Annotated in this window: 17 protein-coding genes; 16 read left to right on the forward strand and 1 reads right to left on the reverse strand. The window is 43.2% G+C overall.

Annotated elements, in window-relative coordinates; translation table 11 throughout:
- Positions 1–112 precede the first annotated feature (112 nt).
- Positions 113–358 carry a helix-turn-helix domain-containing protein gene (locus MHB37_RS03525; protein ID WP_076276950.1) on the reverse strand — a complete coding sequence of 82 codons (246 nt, stop codon included), beginning with the start codon at positions 356–358 and terminating at the stop codon, positions 113–115.
- 151 nt (positions 359–509) lie between these two features.
- On the opposite strand from MHB37_RS03525, the gene MHB37_RS03530 reads away from it, so the two are divergent.
- The 16 genes from MHB37_RS03530 (at position 510) to MHB37_RS03605 (ending at position 18,297) form a co-directional block, all read left to right on the forward strand.
- Positions 510–1,007 carry a hypothetical protein gene (locus tag MHB37_RS03530; protein WP_339246368.1) on the forward strand — a complete coding sequence of 166 codons (498 nt, stop codon included), beginning with the start codon at positions 510–512 and terminating at the stop codon, positions 1,005–1,007.
- 247 nt (positions 1,008–1,254) lie between these two features.
- Entirely contained in the window at positions 1,255–1,944 is a 690-nt protein-coding gene (locus tag MHB37_RS03535; protein ID WP_405168945.1) for a nuclease-related domain-containing protein, read from the forward strand.
- Positions 1,941–2,963 (forward strand): restriction endonuclease, encoded by a 1,023-nt coding sequence (locus tag MHB37_RS03540; protein ID WP_076098730.1) that lies wholly within the window; start codon positions 1,941–1,943, stop codon positions 2,961–2,963. The genes MHB37_RS03535 and MHB37_RS03540 overlap by 4 nt, the downstream gene beginning before the upstream one ends.
- Before the next feature lie 400 nt (positions 2,964–3,363).
- Positions 3,364–3,483 carry a hypothetical protein gene (locus MHB37_RS03545; RefSeq protein ID WP_405169580.1) on the forward strand — a complete coding sequence of 40 codons (120 nt, stop codon included), beginning with the start codon at positions 3,364–3,366 and terminating at the stop codon, positions 3,481–3,483.
- A gap of 97 nt (positions 3,484–3,580) precedes the next feature.
- A complete protein-coding gene (locus MHB37_RS03550; RefSeq protein ID WP_341164731.1) occupies positions 3,581–5,818 on the forward strand; it encodes an MrcB family domain-containing protein in 2,238 nt (745 codons plus the stop codon).
- A complete protein-coding gene (locus MHB37_RS03555; RefSeq protein ID WP_405168946.1) occupies positions 5,790–8,204 on the forward strand; it encodes a DUF2357 domain-containing protein in 2,415 nt (804 codons plus the stop codon). Before MHB37_RS03550 ends, MHB37_RS03555 begins: the two co-directional genes overlap by 29 nt.
- Before the next feature lie 263 nt (positions 8,205–8,467).
- Entirely contained in the window at positions 8,468–9,277 is an 810-nt protein-coding gene (locus MHB37_RS03560) for an ABC transporter ATP-binding protein (protein WP_405168947.1), read from the forward strand.
- A gap of 74 nt (positions 9,278–9,351) precedes the next feature.
- A complete protein-coding gene (locus tag MHB37_RS03565) occupies positions 9,352–10,122 on the forward strand; it encodes an ABC transporter permease (RefSeq protein WP_254848782.1) in 771 nt (256 codons plus the stop codon).
- Between the two features lie 153 nt (positions 10,123–10,275).
- Positions 10,276–11,283, forward strand: coding sequence for an ABC transporter substrate-binding protein (locus MHB37_RS03570; RefSeq protein WP_076128516.1), 1,008 nt, complete (start codon positions 10,276–10,278; stop codon positions 11,281–11,283).
- Positions 11,284–11,421: 138 nt separating this feature from the next.
- Complete coding sequence (locus tag MHB37_RS03575; protein WP_405168948.1) at positions 11,422–12,780, forward strand: LLM class flavin-dependent oxidoreductase; 1,359 nt, start codon at positions 11,422–11,424, stop codon at positions 12,778–12,780.
- On the forward strand, positions 12,780–13,313 hold the full coding sequence (ssuE, locus tag MHB37_RS03580; protein WP_405168949.1) for an NADPH-dependent FMN reductase: 534 nt from the start codon (positions 12,780–12,782) through the stop codon (positions 13,311–13,313). Before MHB37_RS03575 ends, ssuE begins: the two co-directional genes overlap by 1 nt.
- 282 nt (positions 13,314–13,595) lie before the next feature.
- A complete protein-coding gene (locus tag MHB37_RS03585) occupies positions 13,596–14,174 on the forward strand; it encodes a sigma-70 family RNA polymerase sigma factor (RefSeq protein ID WP_081387731.1) in 579 nt (192 codons plus the stop codon).
- On the forward strand, positions 14,167–15,024 hold the full coding sequence (locus tag MHB37_RS03590) for a hypothetical protein (RefSeq protein ID WP_405168950.1): 858 nt from the start codon (positions 14,167–14,169) through the stop codon (positions 15,022–15,024). Before MHB37_RS03585 ends, MHB37_RS03590 begins: the two co-directional genes overlap by 8 nt.
- Before the next feature lie 213 nt (positions 15,025–15,237).
- The gene (locus tag MHB37_RS03595) at positions 15,238–16,350 is read left to right on the forward strand and encodes a helix-turn-helix domain-containing protein (protein WP_405168951.1); all 1,113 of its coding nucleotides are present in this window, start codon (positions 15,238–15,240) and stop codon (positions 16,348–16,350) included.
- Between the two features lie 112 nt (positions 16,351–16,462).
- Positions 16,463–17,479: an ABC transporter substrate-binding protein gene (locus MHB37_RS03600; RefSeq protein WP_405168952.1), complete on the forward strand. Its 1,017-nt coding sequence runs from the start codon at positions 16,463–16,465 to the stop codon at positions 17,477–17,479.
- Complete coding sequence (locus MHB37_RS03605; RefSeq protein ID WP_076279458.1) at positions 17,476–18,297, forward strand: alpha/beta hydrolase; 822 nt, start codon at positions 17,476–17,478, stop codon at positions 18,295–18,297. The genes MHB37_RS03600 and MHB37_RS03605 overlap by 4 nt, the downstream gene beginning before the upstream one ends.
- Positions 18,298–18,318: the final 21 nt, after the last annotated feature.

Consider the following 18,318-nt stretch of genomic DNA (forward strand, 5'->3'; position numbering starts at 1 on the left):
AATAAATCCCCTCAGGGATTCTGCATAAAAATTTGCAGATTTATGTAGTATCTATTTAAATGAAATAACGATCTCTTCCAAGAACAGAGAGTTATCTCCCACTATCACTTCACTAACCCTCCCCCAACAACTCCCCAACAGAAACCTCCAATGCTTTCGCAATTGCAACCACCTCATAATCCTGCACAAGTCTATATTGACCTTCCAATCGCGATAAACTGGTCGGGCTAATGTCCAAGCCAAAGGTTTGCAATTTGGCAAGGAAATCCTTTTGCTTCATTCGCTTAGCTTTTCGAATAGCTATAACTCGGGTCCCGATAATGTTTTTGTCACCCGGGGGCTCTTTGCGATGCCTCATTTTGGTGTCACCTCACAATTTAACCAAATTGTATGCGAGGTAAGTATTGTTTTAATGCGGATATCGAATTAAAATGAAATAAACCGATAAACGCATTAAAATTTCCATACATCGTCTACAGATATAGCTTTTCCCGGAAGGTGGGGGTGCAATGCAACATCTGATGTACAAATATGAGGAGGAAAAGCGCAAGCTGAATGAACTCGGACAGCAATCACTGGAGCAGGGAATTCCGTTAAGCAGCAATGAAGCGGTTCAGGCCCAGAGTCGTAAGGTTGACGAACTGATTAATCGGATGTACCAAGAAAAAAACGGACATACAGTGTCGTTTCGTTTGAGTTTCTATCTTGGAGGGGATATGGTGGACTTTCCGGCATGGTTTTTACAGACGATTCAAGGTCGATTGGATGAGGTGACCGCACAGATTGAACATCAATCCGAACCTAGATATGTTTTTGAAGAAGAGCGCAAAGCTTTTCAAGCGTTGTTTGACTCCATGGACATTGCACGTATGCCAGAGTTTGAGCACTGGGAGGATAAGCTTCAATCGAAGCAAGCCGTTCTTTATGAACGTCTATATCTTCAAGGACTAAAGGATGGCATGCAGCTTGCAAATGCCCTTACTGCCCTTTCAGTTCTCTCGGACTAAGACATGCCCTGTGGGTAGCGGAGTAGCACATAGGTATCGGAACCAAAGGGGATATATGTATATCTTATCTTCAGACTGTCAATGCGACAGTCTTTTTTATTGCGTATATATTTGGAATTTTTGTTTTTTTAGATGCTGTTCATCCAAAAGAGGGCAGACCTCCATTCATGATTTGAATAAAGGGATATCTTCCCATATTGTCGAATAACCATACATATTGTAAATCTATATCAGACGAGGTTTTGCTATGCTTAAAGCGGTAAAGTCCTTCTTTAAAAAATCCGAAACTAAGCCACCACAGGCAGTGCGTAAGACACAAACTCCCAAGTCGAAACCGAAAGTTGTTTCCACACGAATTGGAGAGTTAGGTGAGCATAAAATCAATATCCAACTTGACCAGCTACCTAAGGAGTGTAAATCGTTAAGCGATCTAATGCTCCCTAATCCCAAGTCTCGAACAGGTTACACCCAGATTGACCATATCGTTATTTCCCCGTATTGCTTATTTGTCATTGAGACAAAAAACTACAATGGGGAAATTAAAGGTGGGCGAACGGATCAACAATGGTCAGTGAGCAACCGTTACAAGATGTATAATCCGCTGAAGCAAAACTATGGACATATAAAGGCCATTGAGAACCTGATACAAGGTATAGCTGCAGTGAAATTTATCTCTATGATTTCATTCACTATGAGATGTCGGTTCAGTATTGATCCGGATCTTCGGAAAATCCACTCGGACGAACTGGTTGTCTATGATGTGGAACTAAGTGAGTTTATCTCTAGGAAGCTGATTAGTTTAAAAATGGGAACCCCTGAACCTCCTATATCTGCGGCGCAGGTCCAAACCATATATGATCGTTTGGCTCAGGCTAATGTTACCGATTCCGAGATTCGCAAACTTCATGTACAGAGAATAAAGGGAGGTCCACTATGAAAAGTATGTGGCTTGTTCGAGCAGGAGAAAGGGCATATCTTATTAATGAATTTAAAGATAAGCAAGCTGTAGCGATTGGTTGGGCTCCATTGGGAGATATCGGTGGGGTAAATACACTGCAAGAGATGAAGAGGCTTTTGAAGGTACGGTATCCTGGATATAAAGAGGGTAAGATCAATATTACTGCTGGTCAGATTTTTCGTTTTGTAAGTGAATTTAAAATAGACGACCAAGTAATCACATATAATCCTGAAGAGCGACTCTATTACATAGGAAGAATCAAGTCGAATTATGAATTTAAGCCAAATTATATTACGGATAAGCCTCATATTCGCAGAATAGATTGGGAGGGGACTGTATCTAGAGATGTTTTGACGGCAAGCGCCCGGAATACTCTTGGTTCCATAATGACTATTATATCTATCCCGAATGATGTTCAGAAGGAATTGCTCAAACAAATGGTAATCGGACAGACCGATGGTAATCAACCAAGTCAACCCATAGAGTCTGTGCAAGCTGAGACGGAGGAAGAAGCCGAAGAATTAGAGCTAATTAAGGAAGACGTCATTGAGAAGTCCAATGAATTTATCAAAGATAAGATTGCTAAGTTAGACTGGGAGCAAATGCAGGAACTTGTTGCGGGCATCCTTAGAGGAATGGGCTACAAGACACGAATATCACCCAAAGGGCCGGACCGGGGAAGAGATATTTTTGCATCCCCAGATGGTCTAGGGCTTGAAGAACCCAGAATTATAGTGGAAGTAAAGCACCGTTCAGGCAGTATGGGATCTAATCAAATACGTAGTTTTACCGGAGGATTAAGAGTAGGAGATCGGGGGATTTATGTATCTAGTGGTGGATTCACAAAGGAAGCAAAATATGAAGCGGAAAGATCGAATATTCCTTTATCGTTAATAGACTTGGATCTGCTCGCGGAGTTAGTAACACAATACTATGATCAATTTGATTCAGAGACACGGACATTAATACCGTTAAGAAAAATATATTGGCCGTTATAAATTTGAATGTTTTTCTATATAGACATTCTTTTGAAGAAGAGCAAGGCCTTCCAAGCGTTATTTGTCTCCATGGATATTGCACGTAAGCCAGAGTTTGAAAATTGGGAGGATAAAGTTTCTTTAAAGTAATCTGTTGTTTATGAACTTTTATATCTACAGGGGCTTAAGGATGGCATGCAGCTTGCTAATGCATTTGCTCCATCTGTTCTCTCGGATTAAGACGGAATTAAAAGGTATACGTTAACTATATGTTGGGGCTGTCCATGCGACAGTCCTTTTTCTTATATGCATGATTGGAAGGAATACATTCCCATATTGTCGAATTACCAAATATATTGTAAATCCAGATGACTCCGTATTGCTTATTTGTCATTGAAAGACGAAAAACTACAATGGAGAAATTAAAGGTAAGCGGACGGATCAACAATGGTTAGTAGGTAACCGTTACAAGATGTATAATCCACTAAAGCAAAACTATGGCTATATTAAGGCCTCAATTACAGGTGAAATCGATCTATGACCAACTGAGCCAAGCAAATATTACAGACTCAAAGATTCGCAAACTTCATGTAAAAAAATATGACTACTAGAATCGTTAACTAGTCTTGGAGGTCAACATGCCATTACCGGAATCAGTCACGCAGATTTTCAAGCGTAAGCAAAAATCATACAAAATGGTCCTCATCCTATCCTTAATTGAAGAGCTGAGAGCAACCAATCTGGAGCGCGTTTCGTTCGATCACGTTAAGGATCGGTTTCTTGAATACTTTATAGCTGAACAGGAAAGAGGAAATCGGGTGGATCAGCCACCAGGACGGGAGCTATGGAAGGATGCACCTAAAAGCCAGCTTAAAGATATTATTAACAGTCCAGTTAATGCGCTCTCGCATATTTTGTTTGTGAACTCGGAAGATAACACCATAGGATTTCATAGCCAGCTTCGAAGCCAGCTAGGGGAAGAGGGGCTTTTGCAATTGGAAAGTCTGGCCTATAACGAACTGGGTTCTTATAACGGCGCTTTGCAGCATTTCTCTTTGCAAGGTTATCTGGAGAAGATCATGGCGGAGTACACTTCTGCCAAAAAAGAAACCTTTGCAAGTCATGCACTAGGTACGTTATTTCGTCAGACACTTCCTTCTGAGCTCAAAGCGTTACCATTCTTAGATGATCAATATAAAATTCAAGGTTCTGTTGGTCAAGGGAATTGGGCAACAGTTCCTTGGCTTGCAATACTGGATAAGCGGATCACGGAAACGACTCAGCGTGGGGAGTATGTTGTGTATCTGTTTGCTGAGGATATGAGTGCTGTCTATCTTACTTTTAACCAAGGAGTGACGGCGCCTATTCAAGAGAAGGGGCGTAGAGATGGCTATGCCTATCTGCGAACTCGAACACAAGAAATACAAGGGCTCCTTTCACTGAACCATATGAATAAGGATGATAATATTCACCTGGTAGACAGCGGTCTAGGTCAAGATTATCAGGTGTCTACTGTCGCTTACATCAAGTATGAAAGAGGAGCCGTTCCGAATGACGAGCAACTAATTCAAGATCTCGAGAATGTGATGGAAGATTACCGTCTATATGTGGACACTGTGACTTCTACAGGTAATGTAGCTGATAATGAGGAAGTGGAAGTAGTGACACAAGAAGCTGATCTGCTGAAGGATGAACAAGTAACAGGTATGCTCCACCAAATCCAATCCCACATCCGTCGCAAAGGTTTCTTCTTCCCTGAGCACCTTATCGAGAATTTTTACCTCTCGCTAAAGACTAAGCCTTTTGTCATCCTGGCGGGGATATCGGGAACAGGGAAGACTCGGTTGGTGAAGCTGTTTGCAGAAGCTCTTGGTGCAACGGGGACTAACGGACAGTTTACCTTGATCCCAGTGCGGCCGGATTGGAGTGATCCTGCGGATCTGCTGGGGTACAAGGATCTTTCGGGCAGGTTCAAACCGGGTCCGCTTACGGAAGTATTAGTAGAGGCGCGGAAGCAGGAGAATGGACATAAACCATATTTTATCTGTTTGGATGAGATGAATCTGGCGCGGGTAGAGCATTATTTCAGTGATCTGCTAAGTGTGCTGGAAACACAGGACTGGCAGGAGGGTAAGATCCAGACACAGGATCTCATATCTTCTACCATGCTGGATACGCCTGAGGATCAAGGGAAGTTTGGCAGCCTCGGTATCCCGGAGAATGTGTTCTTGATCGGGACTGTGAACATGGACGAAACGACACATCCTTTTAGCAAAAAGGTACTGGACCGAGCTAACACACTGGAGTTCAATTACATCAATCTGCAGCAGTACCCGGACATGAGTGAGCAGGAAGAGACGGACCCCGCTGATCTTGCCGAACTGAATCATCTTTTTCTGCGCTCCGATTATTTGCAGCTAGTGGATGCCTATGATGCCAATAAAGAGCTAGTTGTCCGGACGACAGAGAGATTGGTTAAGATCAATGCTCTGCTTGAGGATGTCCATGCTCATGTAGGTTTCCGGGTACGCGATGCGATTTGCTTCTATATGATCTATAACGAACGGTACAAGCTGATGAATGAGGAAGAAGCTTTTGACTGGCAACTGCTGCAAAAGATACTGCCGCGCATTCAAGGGAGCCATTCTTCGGTTCGCCGGGTATTGTTGAACTTGATGAAAGGGGCTCTTGGTACAGGATCTGGTGTGACGGTAAATATTGAAGATCTTATGGACAATGATGCTTCTCCACTCTACCTGAGATGGGCTGCTGGACAAACTCCCCCTACAGCCAAACATCCACAAAGTGCGCGTAAATTGGCTTTTATGCTTAGGAGGCTGGAAGAAGATGGATTCACCTCATACTGGCTCTCTTAATCAGGCGGTAGAATTGCTCCGTGTAGAAACGGAGCTTTTTACGCTTTTTCTTCAAGGAAGGCCATATCATCCTACTGTGGAGACCTTGCAGCTTCATCGTTCTTCTAGTCAGGAGTGGGTAAATGCTCAGTTTGGGATTACATGCTCCGAACGGCTTGGTAATGTTCAGATTAAAGTGTTTTCTCCTGAAGCTCACGGGATGGTGGACTGGCAGCCGGGGGAGTCTGTTTTTCCTTGTTTTTATGAGACACAGTCGTATGAGCTGGTGATCCAGAGGAAGACCGCTGCTAACCTCTCTTTTTATCATGACAATGTGCTGCTTCGGCAGGCAATTAAGCCCCTAGGTGAGTCTATTCTTGCGGGTGTGCTGAACTTTGGGAATGAGGTCGGTTTGACGGAATGGGAGATCCGCAGTTCGGGACAGGCTTTGCTGCGGGTAGAGATGGAGATCTTCCCCTCTAAAATGGATTACAAGCTGGATTACCAGAATATTTTAAATGAAGTGAATGAGCAGATTTATAACTTGGCTTTTGATTTTTTGCGCAAAACCTACCAACTAACAGGCTTGCGGGAGACGCAGCATCAGAGCCTGACGGAGTTTTTCACCATACTTCAGCATGTGTTTAGACAGCTCTTGGATGCCGTTGAGCGGATTAACAAGAATCCCAATTACGCTCTGCTTCAGGACCGCCGACTAGTGGATGCCAACCGGGTCAAAAAGGCAGGAAGAGAGAACATCCGCGAGCTCGCGAAGCATCCCGAACGATTAAGAGAAGACATGAACCATGGATTCTTGACCATCGGCAGCCGAAATTACACAGCCACACATTTAATGGAGACACGAAGACGCCTCGCCTATGATACTAATGAGAACCGGTTCATCCGCTGGATGCTGGAACGCATTCATGGAAAGCTGAAAGAGCTCAAGGGTCGCTGGAAGATTAAAAACCGAACCCCAGATCCATTACTTATAAAAAGGTTAGACACCATGCTCACTCAACTAGAGCGGGTGCTCAAGATGGATTTTTTGCGTGAGGCTGGAGTACTGAGGCAGATGTCCGTTACACTGGTGCTGCAGATGGCCCCTGGATACCGCGAAGTCTACCGCTGTTATCTCATGCTGCTCAAAGGCTTGTCGATCCAAGGTGATCTGCTGCGCCTGTCTATGAAGGATGTCGCGCAGCTCTATGAATACTGGTGCTTCCTCAAGTTGAATCAGCTTCTGGGTCAGAAGTATAAGCTGGTGAAGCAGGATATTATTAAGGTGAATCGGAATGGTATTTTTGTTACCCTTGACCGCTCGCAGAGCGCTAAGATGGTGTACGAGAATCCAGTTAACGGAGAGCAGTTCATCCTGTATTATAATGCGATTCCTAACTCGGATAAGGCACCGACGCTCAATCAGCGTCCGGATAATGTGCTGACACTGAAGAAGAAGGATGCTGGCAAAATCAAAGAGTATAAGTATGTTTTTGATGCGAAATACCGATTAAATCCGGCTTATGAAGGGACTTCCTATCACCGCACTTATAGGCAGCCTGGTCCTGAAGAGGATGACATCAACACCATGCACCGTTATCGGGATGCCATTGTGTATCAGGAGAAGGGATCGGAAGAATATGAGCGAAGCATGTTTGGCGCCTATGTGTTATTCCCCTACCCGGATGAGGAGCGGTATAAGACCCACCGATTCTATAAAAGCATCGAGCTATTGAACATTGGCGCTTTGCCATTCCTACCGAATTCTACGAGCCTAGTTGAGCGATTCTTGGAAGAGATTATTCAGGATAGTCCGGAAAAAGCTTATGAACGCTCGACTCGTCCGCGCGGCACGAAAGAATACTATGCCAACCAACTCGCGGGCAAAAATGTGCTTGTTGGTTCTGTCCGGGGACCCGAACAAGTGGAGGTGGCGCTGGGGAAAGCTTTTTATCATATGCCGTTAAGGAATCTTGCAAATCAGAAGATCCTAACGCAAATTGAATACGTAGCGATGTGCCAATCCCGCAAAAAGTTCATTGATCCTGCAAAAACGGGGATTCACTGGGTAGGGAAAGTAGCGGATTGGAAGGTGCTGCGGCGTAATGAGATTAAAGAGGTTCCTTGTCGCCCGGGTACTGAAGAAGATCTGTATGTACGATTTACGGTTGAGGAATGGAAAGCAATTACGTCTCCTATCATGCTAGGTGGTCAAAGAATACAAACGGTGCTCTATACGAGTAAATATATTCTGGATCGTGCCTTGGAAATCGCGGAGCTTCGCTTAGAAACGGAGGGAGATCTTCGTGAATGGCGTGAGAAACGCCGAAGGGGCAGAGTGAAGGTGAAGTTGGATCATGAGCAGTATGTGGACTTGGGGAAGGTTGTTGAAGTTCGGAATATTTAAGGTTAGTGAACATGAAGTAAGGTTTGTTTAGTTAATTCCATAATTATGAATTTATTGTTGACAACCCCAGCGGATTAAAATATAGTAATCCCATCAGATTAATACAAATTATTGATGTTTAAATTTTAGTGATTGGGAGTACGAAACGGAATATGCTGACTGGTTCAACCAGAGGCTCAGGGGACAAACGCTAGTCGTTGTCATCTGAGCCTTTTTGGCGAACGGTCACTTTGCCGTAATAATAACTAACAGAGGTGAAGTCAATGGCTGCTGCTGAAAAAATCAGATTTGAGAGTGTCACCAAAACGTTCAGTGTCCGAGATTCTAAGCAAAAGGAGGGAACGCAGCAATTCACGGCGGTAAAAGAGTTGGACTTTTCCGTAAGAAAAGGTGAATTCATAACGATAGTGGGGCCAAGCGGGTGCGGTAAGTCAACTTTGCTTGATTTGATTAGTGGTTTATCATTCCCCACACAGGGTCGCATTTTAATAGATGGTCACCCAATAACAGGTCCAGGGCTTGATCGAGGTATTGTGTTTCAGCAGTATGCTTTATTTCCTTGGAAGACGGCGCGTGGCAATATTGAATTTGGGTTAGAGGCAAAGGGGATTTCGAAGCATGAACGTAGCGAGCAGGTTGGGCATTTTCTTTCGTTAGTTGGGCTTAGTGATTTTGGAGACCGTTATCCACATGAGCTTTCCGGGGGGATGAAGCAGCGTGTAGCCATTGCCAGAAGTCTTGCCTTTAACCCAGATGTTTTGTTAATGGATGAGCCTTTTGCCGCACTGGACGCCCAAACACGTGAATCCCTGCAAAGTGAGCTTTTACGGATTTGGCAGAAGACCCAAAAAACCATCATATTTATTACGCATGGCATTGATGAGGCCGTTTATCTTGGGGAGCGGGTAGTCGTCCTGACACCAGGGCCCGGGACGGTGAGGAAGATTGTAGATATTCCGCTTCAATCACGATTGGAAGATGCGGATATTCGCTCACATCCTGATTTTGTGAAGGCTCGACATGAGGTATGGGGTTATTTGCATGAACCTGAATACAAAGGTGCATATATTTAATCGATAAAGGGGGGATTCCCATCGAATCCGTTAAGTCTGTTCATTCAACGTTACAGCTTAAGAAACGAAATCCTATTTCTTTTTCCGGCGTGCTTAAAGTGTTTAAACAGTCTATTGTTTTAGTCTTATTGTTCTTACTATGGGAAATCGCACCACGGGCGGGCTTAGTTGACGCAGCATTTTTCCCACCTATTTCTGAGGTAATCACCGCCTTATGGAATTTGATAGCTTCAGGTGAGCTATTCACTCATTTCTTAGCGAGTATCATTCGCTCGTTCAGTGGATTTGCATTAGCGTTAGTGATTGCGATCCCATTAGGTTTATTAATTGGCTGGTATCCCTTAGCTAGGGAGCTATTAAATCCAGTGTTGGAATTGTTCCGAAATACGGCTGCGCTCGCTTTACTTCCGGTATTTATGCTGCTGTTAGGGATTGGTGAAACCTCCAAGATTACGATCGTCCTATTTGCTTGTACATGGCCTATTCTTCTAAATACGATTGCTGCTGTAGGTAACGTCGATCCCTTACTTATTAAAGCGGCTAAATCCATGAATATTAAGTCGTTCAAATTATTTCTGAAGGTCATTTTGCCGGCATCCGTGCCAACTATTTTTACAGGGATTCGAATGGCAGGAACAGGGGCGATATTAGTATTGATTGCGGCAGAAATGGTAGGTGCAAAAGAAGGCTTAGGCTATTTAATCACTTATTCTCAATATAACTTTCAGATCCCTCAAATGTACGCCGGTATATTAACCATTGCTTTGTTGGGTTTGCTAATCAACCAAGGCTTGACCATGCTTGAGCGTAAATTTTCTAAATGGAAGCAACCGGTGAATGAATAGAAGGATGATTTTGAATGATATTTTTTTGGAATAATACCAACTAAACAAATTGAATTAATTGTACTTAAAACAATCTAAAAAGGAAGAGTGGCGGAGGTAAGTTTGGAACTGTAGCTCAGAAAAATACAATTCATTTGGAAAAGGAGAAGTGAGATGAACAAAACAGTAGCACTGCTTATACTTGTAGGCTTGGTTAGTGGTATTTTATCTGGCTGCTCAGAGGGGAAGTCCTCCGCCAAAAGTGGAGAAGATCAGATCCTGCAATATCAGTCTGCACCTGGAAGTGTCTCTTTCCCAGAGCTGGCCGCCGATTTAGGTTACCTAGGAGATTTGAAGTTAGAGTCTATAGGTGACAGCGTGGGTGGTCCGGAAAGTATTCAGTTAACCGCGACGAAACAAATTGACTTTGGTGCAGCATTCAATGGAGCCATTATTAAATCCTACGCCAAGAATGTAAAAATAAAGTCGGTCATTGGCTCCTACGGCAGTGATCAAAATACGTATGTAGGTGCATATGCCCTCGAGGGGGGAGCTATAAAGTCGGCTAAAGATTTTATTGGTAAAAAAGTAGGGGTGAATATTCTCGGTGCCCATTCGGAATTCGTCATTAAAGATTATTTACGCCAAGGTAACTTGACCGAAAAGGAAATTGAACAAGTAACCTTAGTGACAGTTCCAAGTTCTAGTGCAGAACAGATTCTGCGAAATCATCAGATCGATGTGGTTATGTTAAGCGGGATTGCCCGGGATCGGGCTTTAACAACAGGTGGGGTCGCAGAAATTTTTAAGGATATTGATGTGTTTGGCACAGAGTTTACTGCGGGTGATTATTTCTTTACAGATCAGTATATCAAGGATAATCCGAATACCGTCAGGCAATTTGTAGATGGAGTGGCTAAGGCGATTGAATGGGCCCGAACGACACCAAGGGAGGAAGTAATTAAACGATTCGAGGAAATTATTAATAAGCGTGAACGCAAGGAAACCACAGATAATCTTAAGTTTTGGAAGAGTACGGGCATCTCTGAAAAAGGCGGTGTGATCACACCCTCGGAATACGATGTCTGGATTGATTGGCTTGTGGCAAATGGGGAGCTAAAAGAAGGCCAAGTGAAACCGGAAGAGTTATATACGAACGAATTTAATCCATTTGCTAAATAATTTTATATATAAGTTGACTCTACAACAATCTAAAAAGGGAGAGTGGCAGAGGGGAAGTTTGGAACTGTAGGAGCGTGAGCATCCGCCTTTGTGTACGGAATTCCTTAATAGAAAATCAAACAATAGGGAGTGGTTAACATGACAAAAAAACAAATGAAATTAGGGGCATTCATTAATCTACCTGGTCATCATGTAGCAAGCTGGCGTCATCCTGCTTCAGGGGCAAGTCGGGCATTTGATTTGGAGTATTTAACGGAGATTGCACAAACGGCGGAGCGCGGCAAGTTCGATATGATATTTTTTGCAGATGTATTAGGTCAAAAGCTGTCCGGAAATGCACAATCATCATTAAAGCTAGATCCCGTTATTATTATCTCAGCACTTGCAGCAGTGACTAAGAATATCGGGTTAACGGCGACCTTGACTACTACCTATAACGATCCATACCATGTAGCGCGTAAATTCGCAGCGATTGATCATTTGTCCAAGGGGCGTGCCGCCTGGAATGTAGTAACATCAGCCAATGAGGGTGAAGCTCTCCTGTTTGGTAAGGATAAACATTTGCAGCATGCGTCCCGCTATGAACGTGCTGAGGAATTTGTGGAGGTTGTTAAACAACTCTGGTTGTCCATTGAGTCTGAGGCGCTGGTTATCGACAAGGAGCAAGGTCGGTATTTAGATGTAGAAAAGGTACATCCTGTTGATCATCAGGGAGCTTGGTTTAAGGTACAGGGTTCACTGGATTCCTCAACCACACCACAAGGGCATCCCGTGATTGTTCAAGCTGGATCATCGGAATCTGGAAAAGAGTTAGCTGCGAAGACCGCAGAAGTTATTTTTACAGCATGGCAGACGCTTGAAGAAGCGCAAACCTTTTATCGTGATGTGAAAGAGCGGTTGGCTAAATATGGACGTAAACCGGAGGACTTGAAGATCATGCCGGGTGTGTTTATTACTGTAGCGAAAACAGAGGAAGAAGCTTTGTTGAAGCAGCAGCAATTAAACAGCTATATTTTACCTGAAGTAGGATTATCGTATTTGTCGTCTTTCACTAACATTGATCTGTCAGGGTATGATGTCGAAGAACCACTTCCGGAATTCAGTTCAATTGAAGATGACACCAATCCGCGGATCCGCTACAACATTATTCGTGATATCGCTAAACGTGAGAATCTGCAATCTATTCGTGCAATCTATGAGCGCATCGCTGGAGCACGCGGACACCGGGAAATCGTTGGAACCCCTGAACAAATCGTAGATCAATTAGAAGAATGGTTCTTAAACGATGGTGCAGATGGATTTAATGTGATGCCTCCCCATTTCCCGGAGGGCTTTAACGATATTGTTGAATTAGTGATTCCTGAATTACAGCGTAGAGGCTTATTCCGTACTGAATATGAGAGTTATACGCTTCGAGGAAATTTAGGGCTATCTGTACCTGTTGTAACAACACTTGAAAAAGCACTAACAAGTGCGAGTATAGGAGGGAATGTGTAATGAGCAAAGCAGTCATTATTAATGGAGGAAATACTAGAAAATCTCGATTAACTGCTATTCATCAGCAGGTTGAAAGATTTCTAACGCAAGAGGGGATTTGGCATCATTCGATCTATGTACATGAGTTACCAGCGGACGATTTGCTTACGGCCAATTTCGCCAGTGAGGCGATTCTGCGGGCCAATGCGCTAGTGGAAGAAGCGGATATTGTCGCCGTATTAACGCCTATCTATAAAGCCTCCTATACGGGAATCTTGAAGACCTATTTAGATCTCCTTCCGCAAAAAGCGCTGGTTGGTAAGCGAATTGTACCTATTGCTATTGGGGGTTCGTTAGGCCATCTTCTAGCGATTGAATATGCATTAAAACCCGTCTTATCTGTACTGGGTGCTACTGAGATTTTAAATACGGTTTATTTCTTGGATCGGCAAATTGAACGTTTAGAAGCTGATGGGTATCGTATTGATGAGGAAGCGGAGCAGCGGCTAACCGTGGAATTACTAAAGCTTGCACCTGCAAAAATAACTATTTAGACTAGGGAGAACAGGAAGTTAGGGGTTAACGTTAACGCAGCCTTTCGGGGTTGCGTTTTTTGTGTTGTGATTGTTAATCTCATGAACCAACGTTGAAAAAGGTCCCTAGTCTCCATTTGGTGAACTATAAGTTGTATGATGGTTTTTTGCCATTCCACGATTACATCAAAACATTTGTTAATGGTTTGGGCGTTTCTCCGTATTAACATATGTAAGTTTCTTCACAACAAATTGCGCAATTTGTTTAGCTTTTCGATGAAGGTGAGTGGAAGGAGGGTGGAGATGGAGGTTATCCAGGGTAAAGTGGAGCGTTACATGAATAACGAAAGATCACGTGAAGCTATCATGTCCAAAGAGGAATTTACCCGGATGTATGATACGTACTACCAACGTGTTTACAAATATATCTGTTATCGGATTAATAACCACCACGCGGCAGAGGACATATGCAGTCAGGTGTTTGAGACGGTGATGTGTAAGTATTATAGTTTTTCACAAGAAAAATCGAATTTTGAGGTGTGGCTGTTTGCCATTGTAAGAAATGCTGTGACGGATTACTTTCGGGCGCAGAAGAAAAGAAGCTATACCTCACTAGATTCGTTGCTGGAGCTTATATTTCCCAAGCCGTCTCCTGAGGAGCTGGCGATCCGTGAGGATAATAATCAAGCACTGTTCAAGGCGCTCTCCAAGCTGCGTGAGAAGGAACGAAATATCATTGCAATGAAGTATGGGGCTGGGCTGAAAAATTCCGAAATTGCACAGATCATGGGAGTTAGTGAGTCCAATATCGGTGTCGTAGTATATAGAAGCTTGAAAAAACTGCATATTTCCTTAAAGGCAGGAGGGTTCAAAAATGAATAAGAAAGATGATCTCACCAAATTCAGCAAAACCATAGAACTGCTTGAGAATGCCGAACAGGGCAGCACTACCGCCAAAGAAAGAATCTATAACCGCTTGATATACAAATTGGACCATGGGGCACTTAACCCCCAATCAGAGATAAAGGACGGGATAACGATGAAAAAAAGCAGCTGGAGAAATGCAATAGTGATTGGCAGTGCAGTAATTTGTCTGGGTGGAGCATTCTCTGCAACCTCCTATGCACAGGATATGTTCCAATCGATCATGGCAAAGTTTGAAGTGGGAAATCTAGAAATCACGCAATACGATAAGGAAATCCCTTCGGCTGCACAGTCAATGACTCCATCTGAAGATGCCCAAGGTGGGGAGAATGCGGTCATTGAATTGCCGGTTGCAGCTAAGTTGAGCCTAGATGAAGCACGTGCAGCACTTGGCATGAACTTCCCGGCACCCGATTGGATGGGAGACTATGAGTTTGTGAATTGTGTTCTTCAGGGGACCAGCATGGTTGAAGTGCAGTATAATTCCGGTGAGAATGCTGTGAATTTTCTAATCTCCAAGGGTGGGGACAATGGGATCAGCACTACGGAAGAAGTGAAGACAGAAGTAATTAACGGGACTAAGGTTTATTATGCAAATGGAATTGTGATTTGGGAAGAGGATGGCTATACAGTAGAGTTGTATTCCCAAGTAGACTTTGACCAAGCTACACTAGGGAAAATCATTGATAGCTTTAACATTGGTGCGCCTGTTCAGCCTTTAGAGCAAGGTCAAGTGAAGGAGAACTTGCAAAAGAATGGAGCAGCAGTTGCAGCTCCGGCTCCGGCTCCGGCTGTAGATTCAAAATAAAAGACTTACTCTGGGCAGCAGCAGCCTATAGTTACACACAGAAGACGCGAGGGGATTAGTCCCCTGAGCGCCTTCTTTTTTGAGCACACTTTTATAGAACGTTCCCCAACCATTGCCACCCCCCAAAAACAAAAGTATAATTGATAATGATTATCAATTGATGAATGAATAAAGAGTTAAGTGCATTTATATAAGCAGTAAAGAGGTGACAGAATGCAAAAACAATCGCAGAAGACAGATTTAACTGAAGTTAGAAGATATATAGAAGAGAATTTCACGAAGCACTTGTCTTTAGCACATTTAGCTAATCTTTCTGGACTTAGTTCCAGTTATTTTTCCTCGGCGTTTAAACAGGAATATATACAAAGTCCAATGGAGTATGTTACCCAGCTGCGGATTCAAAAGGCTAAACAATTATTGCAGAAACAAGACGTTCGCTTGAAGTTTATAGCAGAGGCTGTTGGATATAGTGATGAGTTTTATTTTAGCCGAGTGTTCAAAAAGGTTGAAGGGATCTCGCCAACGATGTATTCCAGCCAGCAAAAATCTCATATCGGTGTTGTAACTGGGAACATGATGGGGTATTTACATGCGGCAGGAGTCATTCCGTTTGCTGCACCCTTAAGTGCAAAATGGACACCGTACTACTATAATTTATGGTCGCAAGAAATCGAGCATAAGGTAACCTTGACGCAAAATAAAAATTATTGCAGCCCAAATGAGCTGCTGCATTTGCCAATCGATCTTCTTATTTCTCCCAAAGATTTGTCGTCAGAGCTGGTAAAACGGATAGAGGATCATTTTCCAATCTATTGGCTGGATGATAAGCAAGATTGTTTAGTAGCCTTAACTGAACTTGCTGCCCGACTAAATAAACAAGAAGAAGCGAAACAGTGGATCACACAGTATAGGGCAAGATTGGAAGACGTTCGGCGCAGGTTAGACTGGACCTCTACACCACCTAAAGTTCTAGTTATACGTATCTATCAGCAGCAAATCTTTGCTTATTGTAATACAGGCATTCAGCATCTTTTATTTCAGGATTTGGGAGCGGAATCTAGTTATGAGCAGCCCGGTCTATATAATGCAGAGATTACTTTTGAAGAGTTAAGTAGATTGAAGGTGGATAAGCTGTTTACGATTATTTGCCCCGATGATGAGTCACGAGCAACTTGGCATCATTTGCAGAGAGATGTTGGGTTTAGACAGTTAGAGGCTATCGAACAGGGACAAATCTATGTTATTCACTCCGATCCTTGGTTTGAATACTCTCCTGTGGCTTTAAAACGAATGCTAGAGGAAGTTGCAGTAATGATGATACCTTGAAAATGTACATGTCTAATCATAAGATGTTACATGGTCAATGCGTCCTATCTCTTATACACTCAATACTGAGAATGATTATTATTGAGAATATAGGAAAGAGGGAAGGTCTATCATGAAGGGGTTTAATACAAAAATAATAAGTTATGTTGTAATGGTTGCTTTATTATCCATTCTACTAACAGCTTGCGGCGGCAATAATACAGCTAATCAGCAAGCAACAGATACTCCAGTAACAACCAGTGAAGCGAGCGCAACTGCAACGGATGAACCCGCTGTACAAGAAACGGAAGTAGCGGCTAGAGAAGCGTTTGTAGTAACTGACCAAGTAGGCAGTACAGTAAACATTCCGGGGACTGTACAAAAGGTGTATGCCCCTGGTTTAGAGGATTACTTAGTTACCCTTGGTGTAACCCCAGTAGCCCAATGGTCCACGGGTGAAAGACCGCAGCAGTATCTACAGGATACGTTAAGTGGTGTAAAAGAAATCAGCTTCGCTAATGGTGTTCCCTCTCCAGAATCTGTAGTAGATTTGGAGCCGGAATTAATTATATTCCCCACTGCTTTTTATGCACAAAATGGTGTTTATGAAAACTACTCGCAAATTGCTCCAACTTACGTGTTTAAGAATGCACTCGGCAATGTAGTGGAGGCCACAGAAACGATTGCGAAATTGCTAGGTTTAGAGGATAAAGCAACAGAAGCTATTGCTGCTTACAATACAAAGCTAGAAGCAACTAGAGCACAGTTAGCCAGCGTTTCTGCCGGTAAAAAAGCAATTTATATTAATGCGAATGCCCGTGCGATCTTTTTAGTGGGTAACTTCCATTACGGGGGTTATGTGCTGAGTGAGCTAGGCTTTGCTCAAAGTGCTCTTGTAGAAGGAGAAATGTCCGCTGATATTTCGCTGGAAATGTTGTCTGATGTAGACGCTGATTATATCTTTATTAACGATAATGATGGTCTGGGAGATGCTTTCCTGGCAGACATTAAAGCTAGTCCTTTATGGAAGGCGCTGCCTGCAGTTCAAGCAGGTAAAGTGTTCGAGGTGGATGGCGATCACTGGAGATCCAGTGGATTAATTGCTTATCAAAAAACGATGGACGATATTGTAGCGTTCCTGCTGCCATGATTATCAAACCGTACGTAAAACCAAACTATGAAACGATGCTGATCACGAGTAAAGCTAATCATAAGGACTATGAAATTTTTATTGCCAAACCTTTGGATGAGCCTGCAAAAGATGGCTACGGTGTCATTTATGTTCTTGACGGTAATGGACTTTTTGAAACCGCTGCTGAAATCACCCGATTGCTGACGCGTAAGCCTAAAGGCTATCCACCCGCGATTGTTGTTGGCATTGGTTATCCTGGGGGTGAGGCGTTTGATACCGTGCGTCGAACCTATGATTTAACCATGCCAGCCGAGCTCGCGAATTTACCGAAACGTCCCAACGGGGAGCCTTGGCCTGAATTTGGCGGGGCAGATGAGCTGCTAGCTTTTTTTGAAAAAGAGTTAATGCCAGCCATTGCCCAGCGGTTCGTTATCAATAAGCAGAAGCAAGCATTGTTTGGTCATTCCTTTGGCGGATTATTTGTTCTGCATGCGTTGTTTACACAACCCACCTTGTTCTCACATTATATTGCAAGTAGTGCTTCCATCTGGTGGAATGATTACGCACTTTTAAAGGAGTATGAGAATTTTAAAGCTGATTTACACAGCAATACGCTAAGTCAGTTACCTAAAACGCTTATGATTGCTGGTGGAGAAGAGCTGGATTATATGGTCAAGGATAGCTTGGATTTATGTAACAGCATGATGGCCTTACACCTTCCAAGCTTTGAAGTAAGCTGGGCATTGCTTGAGCAAGAGGAGCATGTGAGCGTAATCTCGGGTGCGATTAGTCGGGCCGTCAAATTTTTGCTTACCACATCCTCTGACTTAAGTTAGATAGAAATCATATTCGTTTGC

The organism is Paenibacillus sp. FSL H3-0286, assembly GCF_045040705.1.
In the GTDB taxonomy this organism is placed as follows: Bacteria; Bacillota; Bacilli; order Paenibacillales; family Paenibacillaceae; genus Paenibacillus_AQ; species Paenibacillus_AQ odorifer.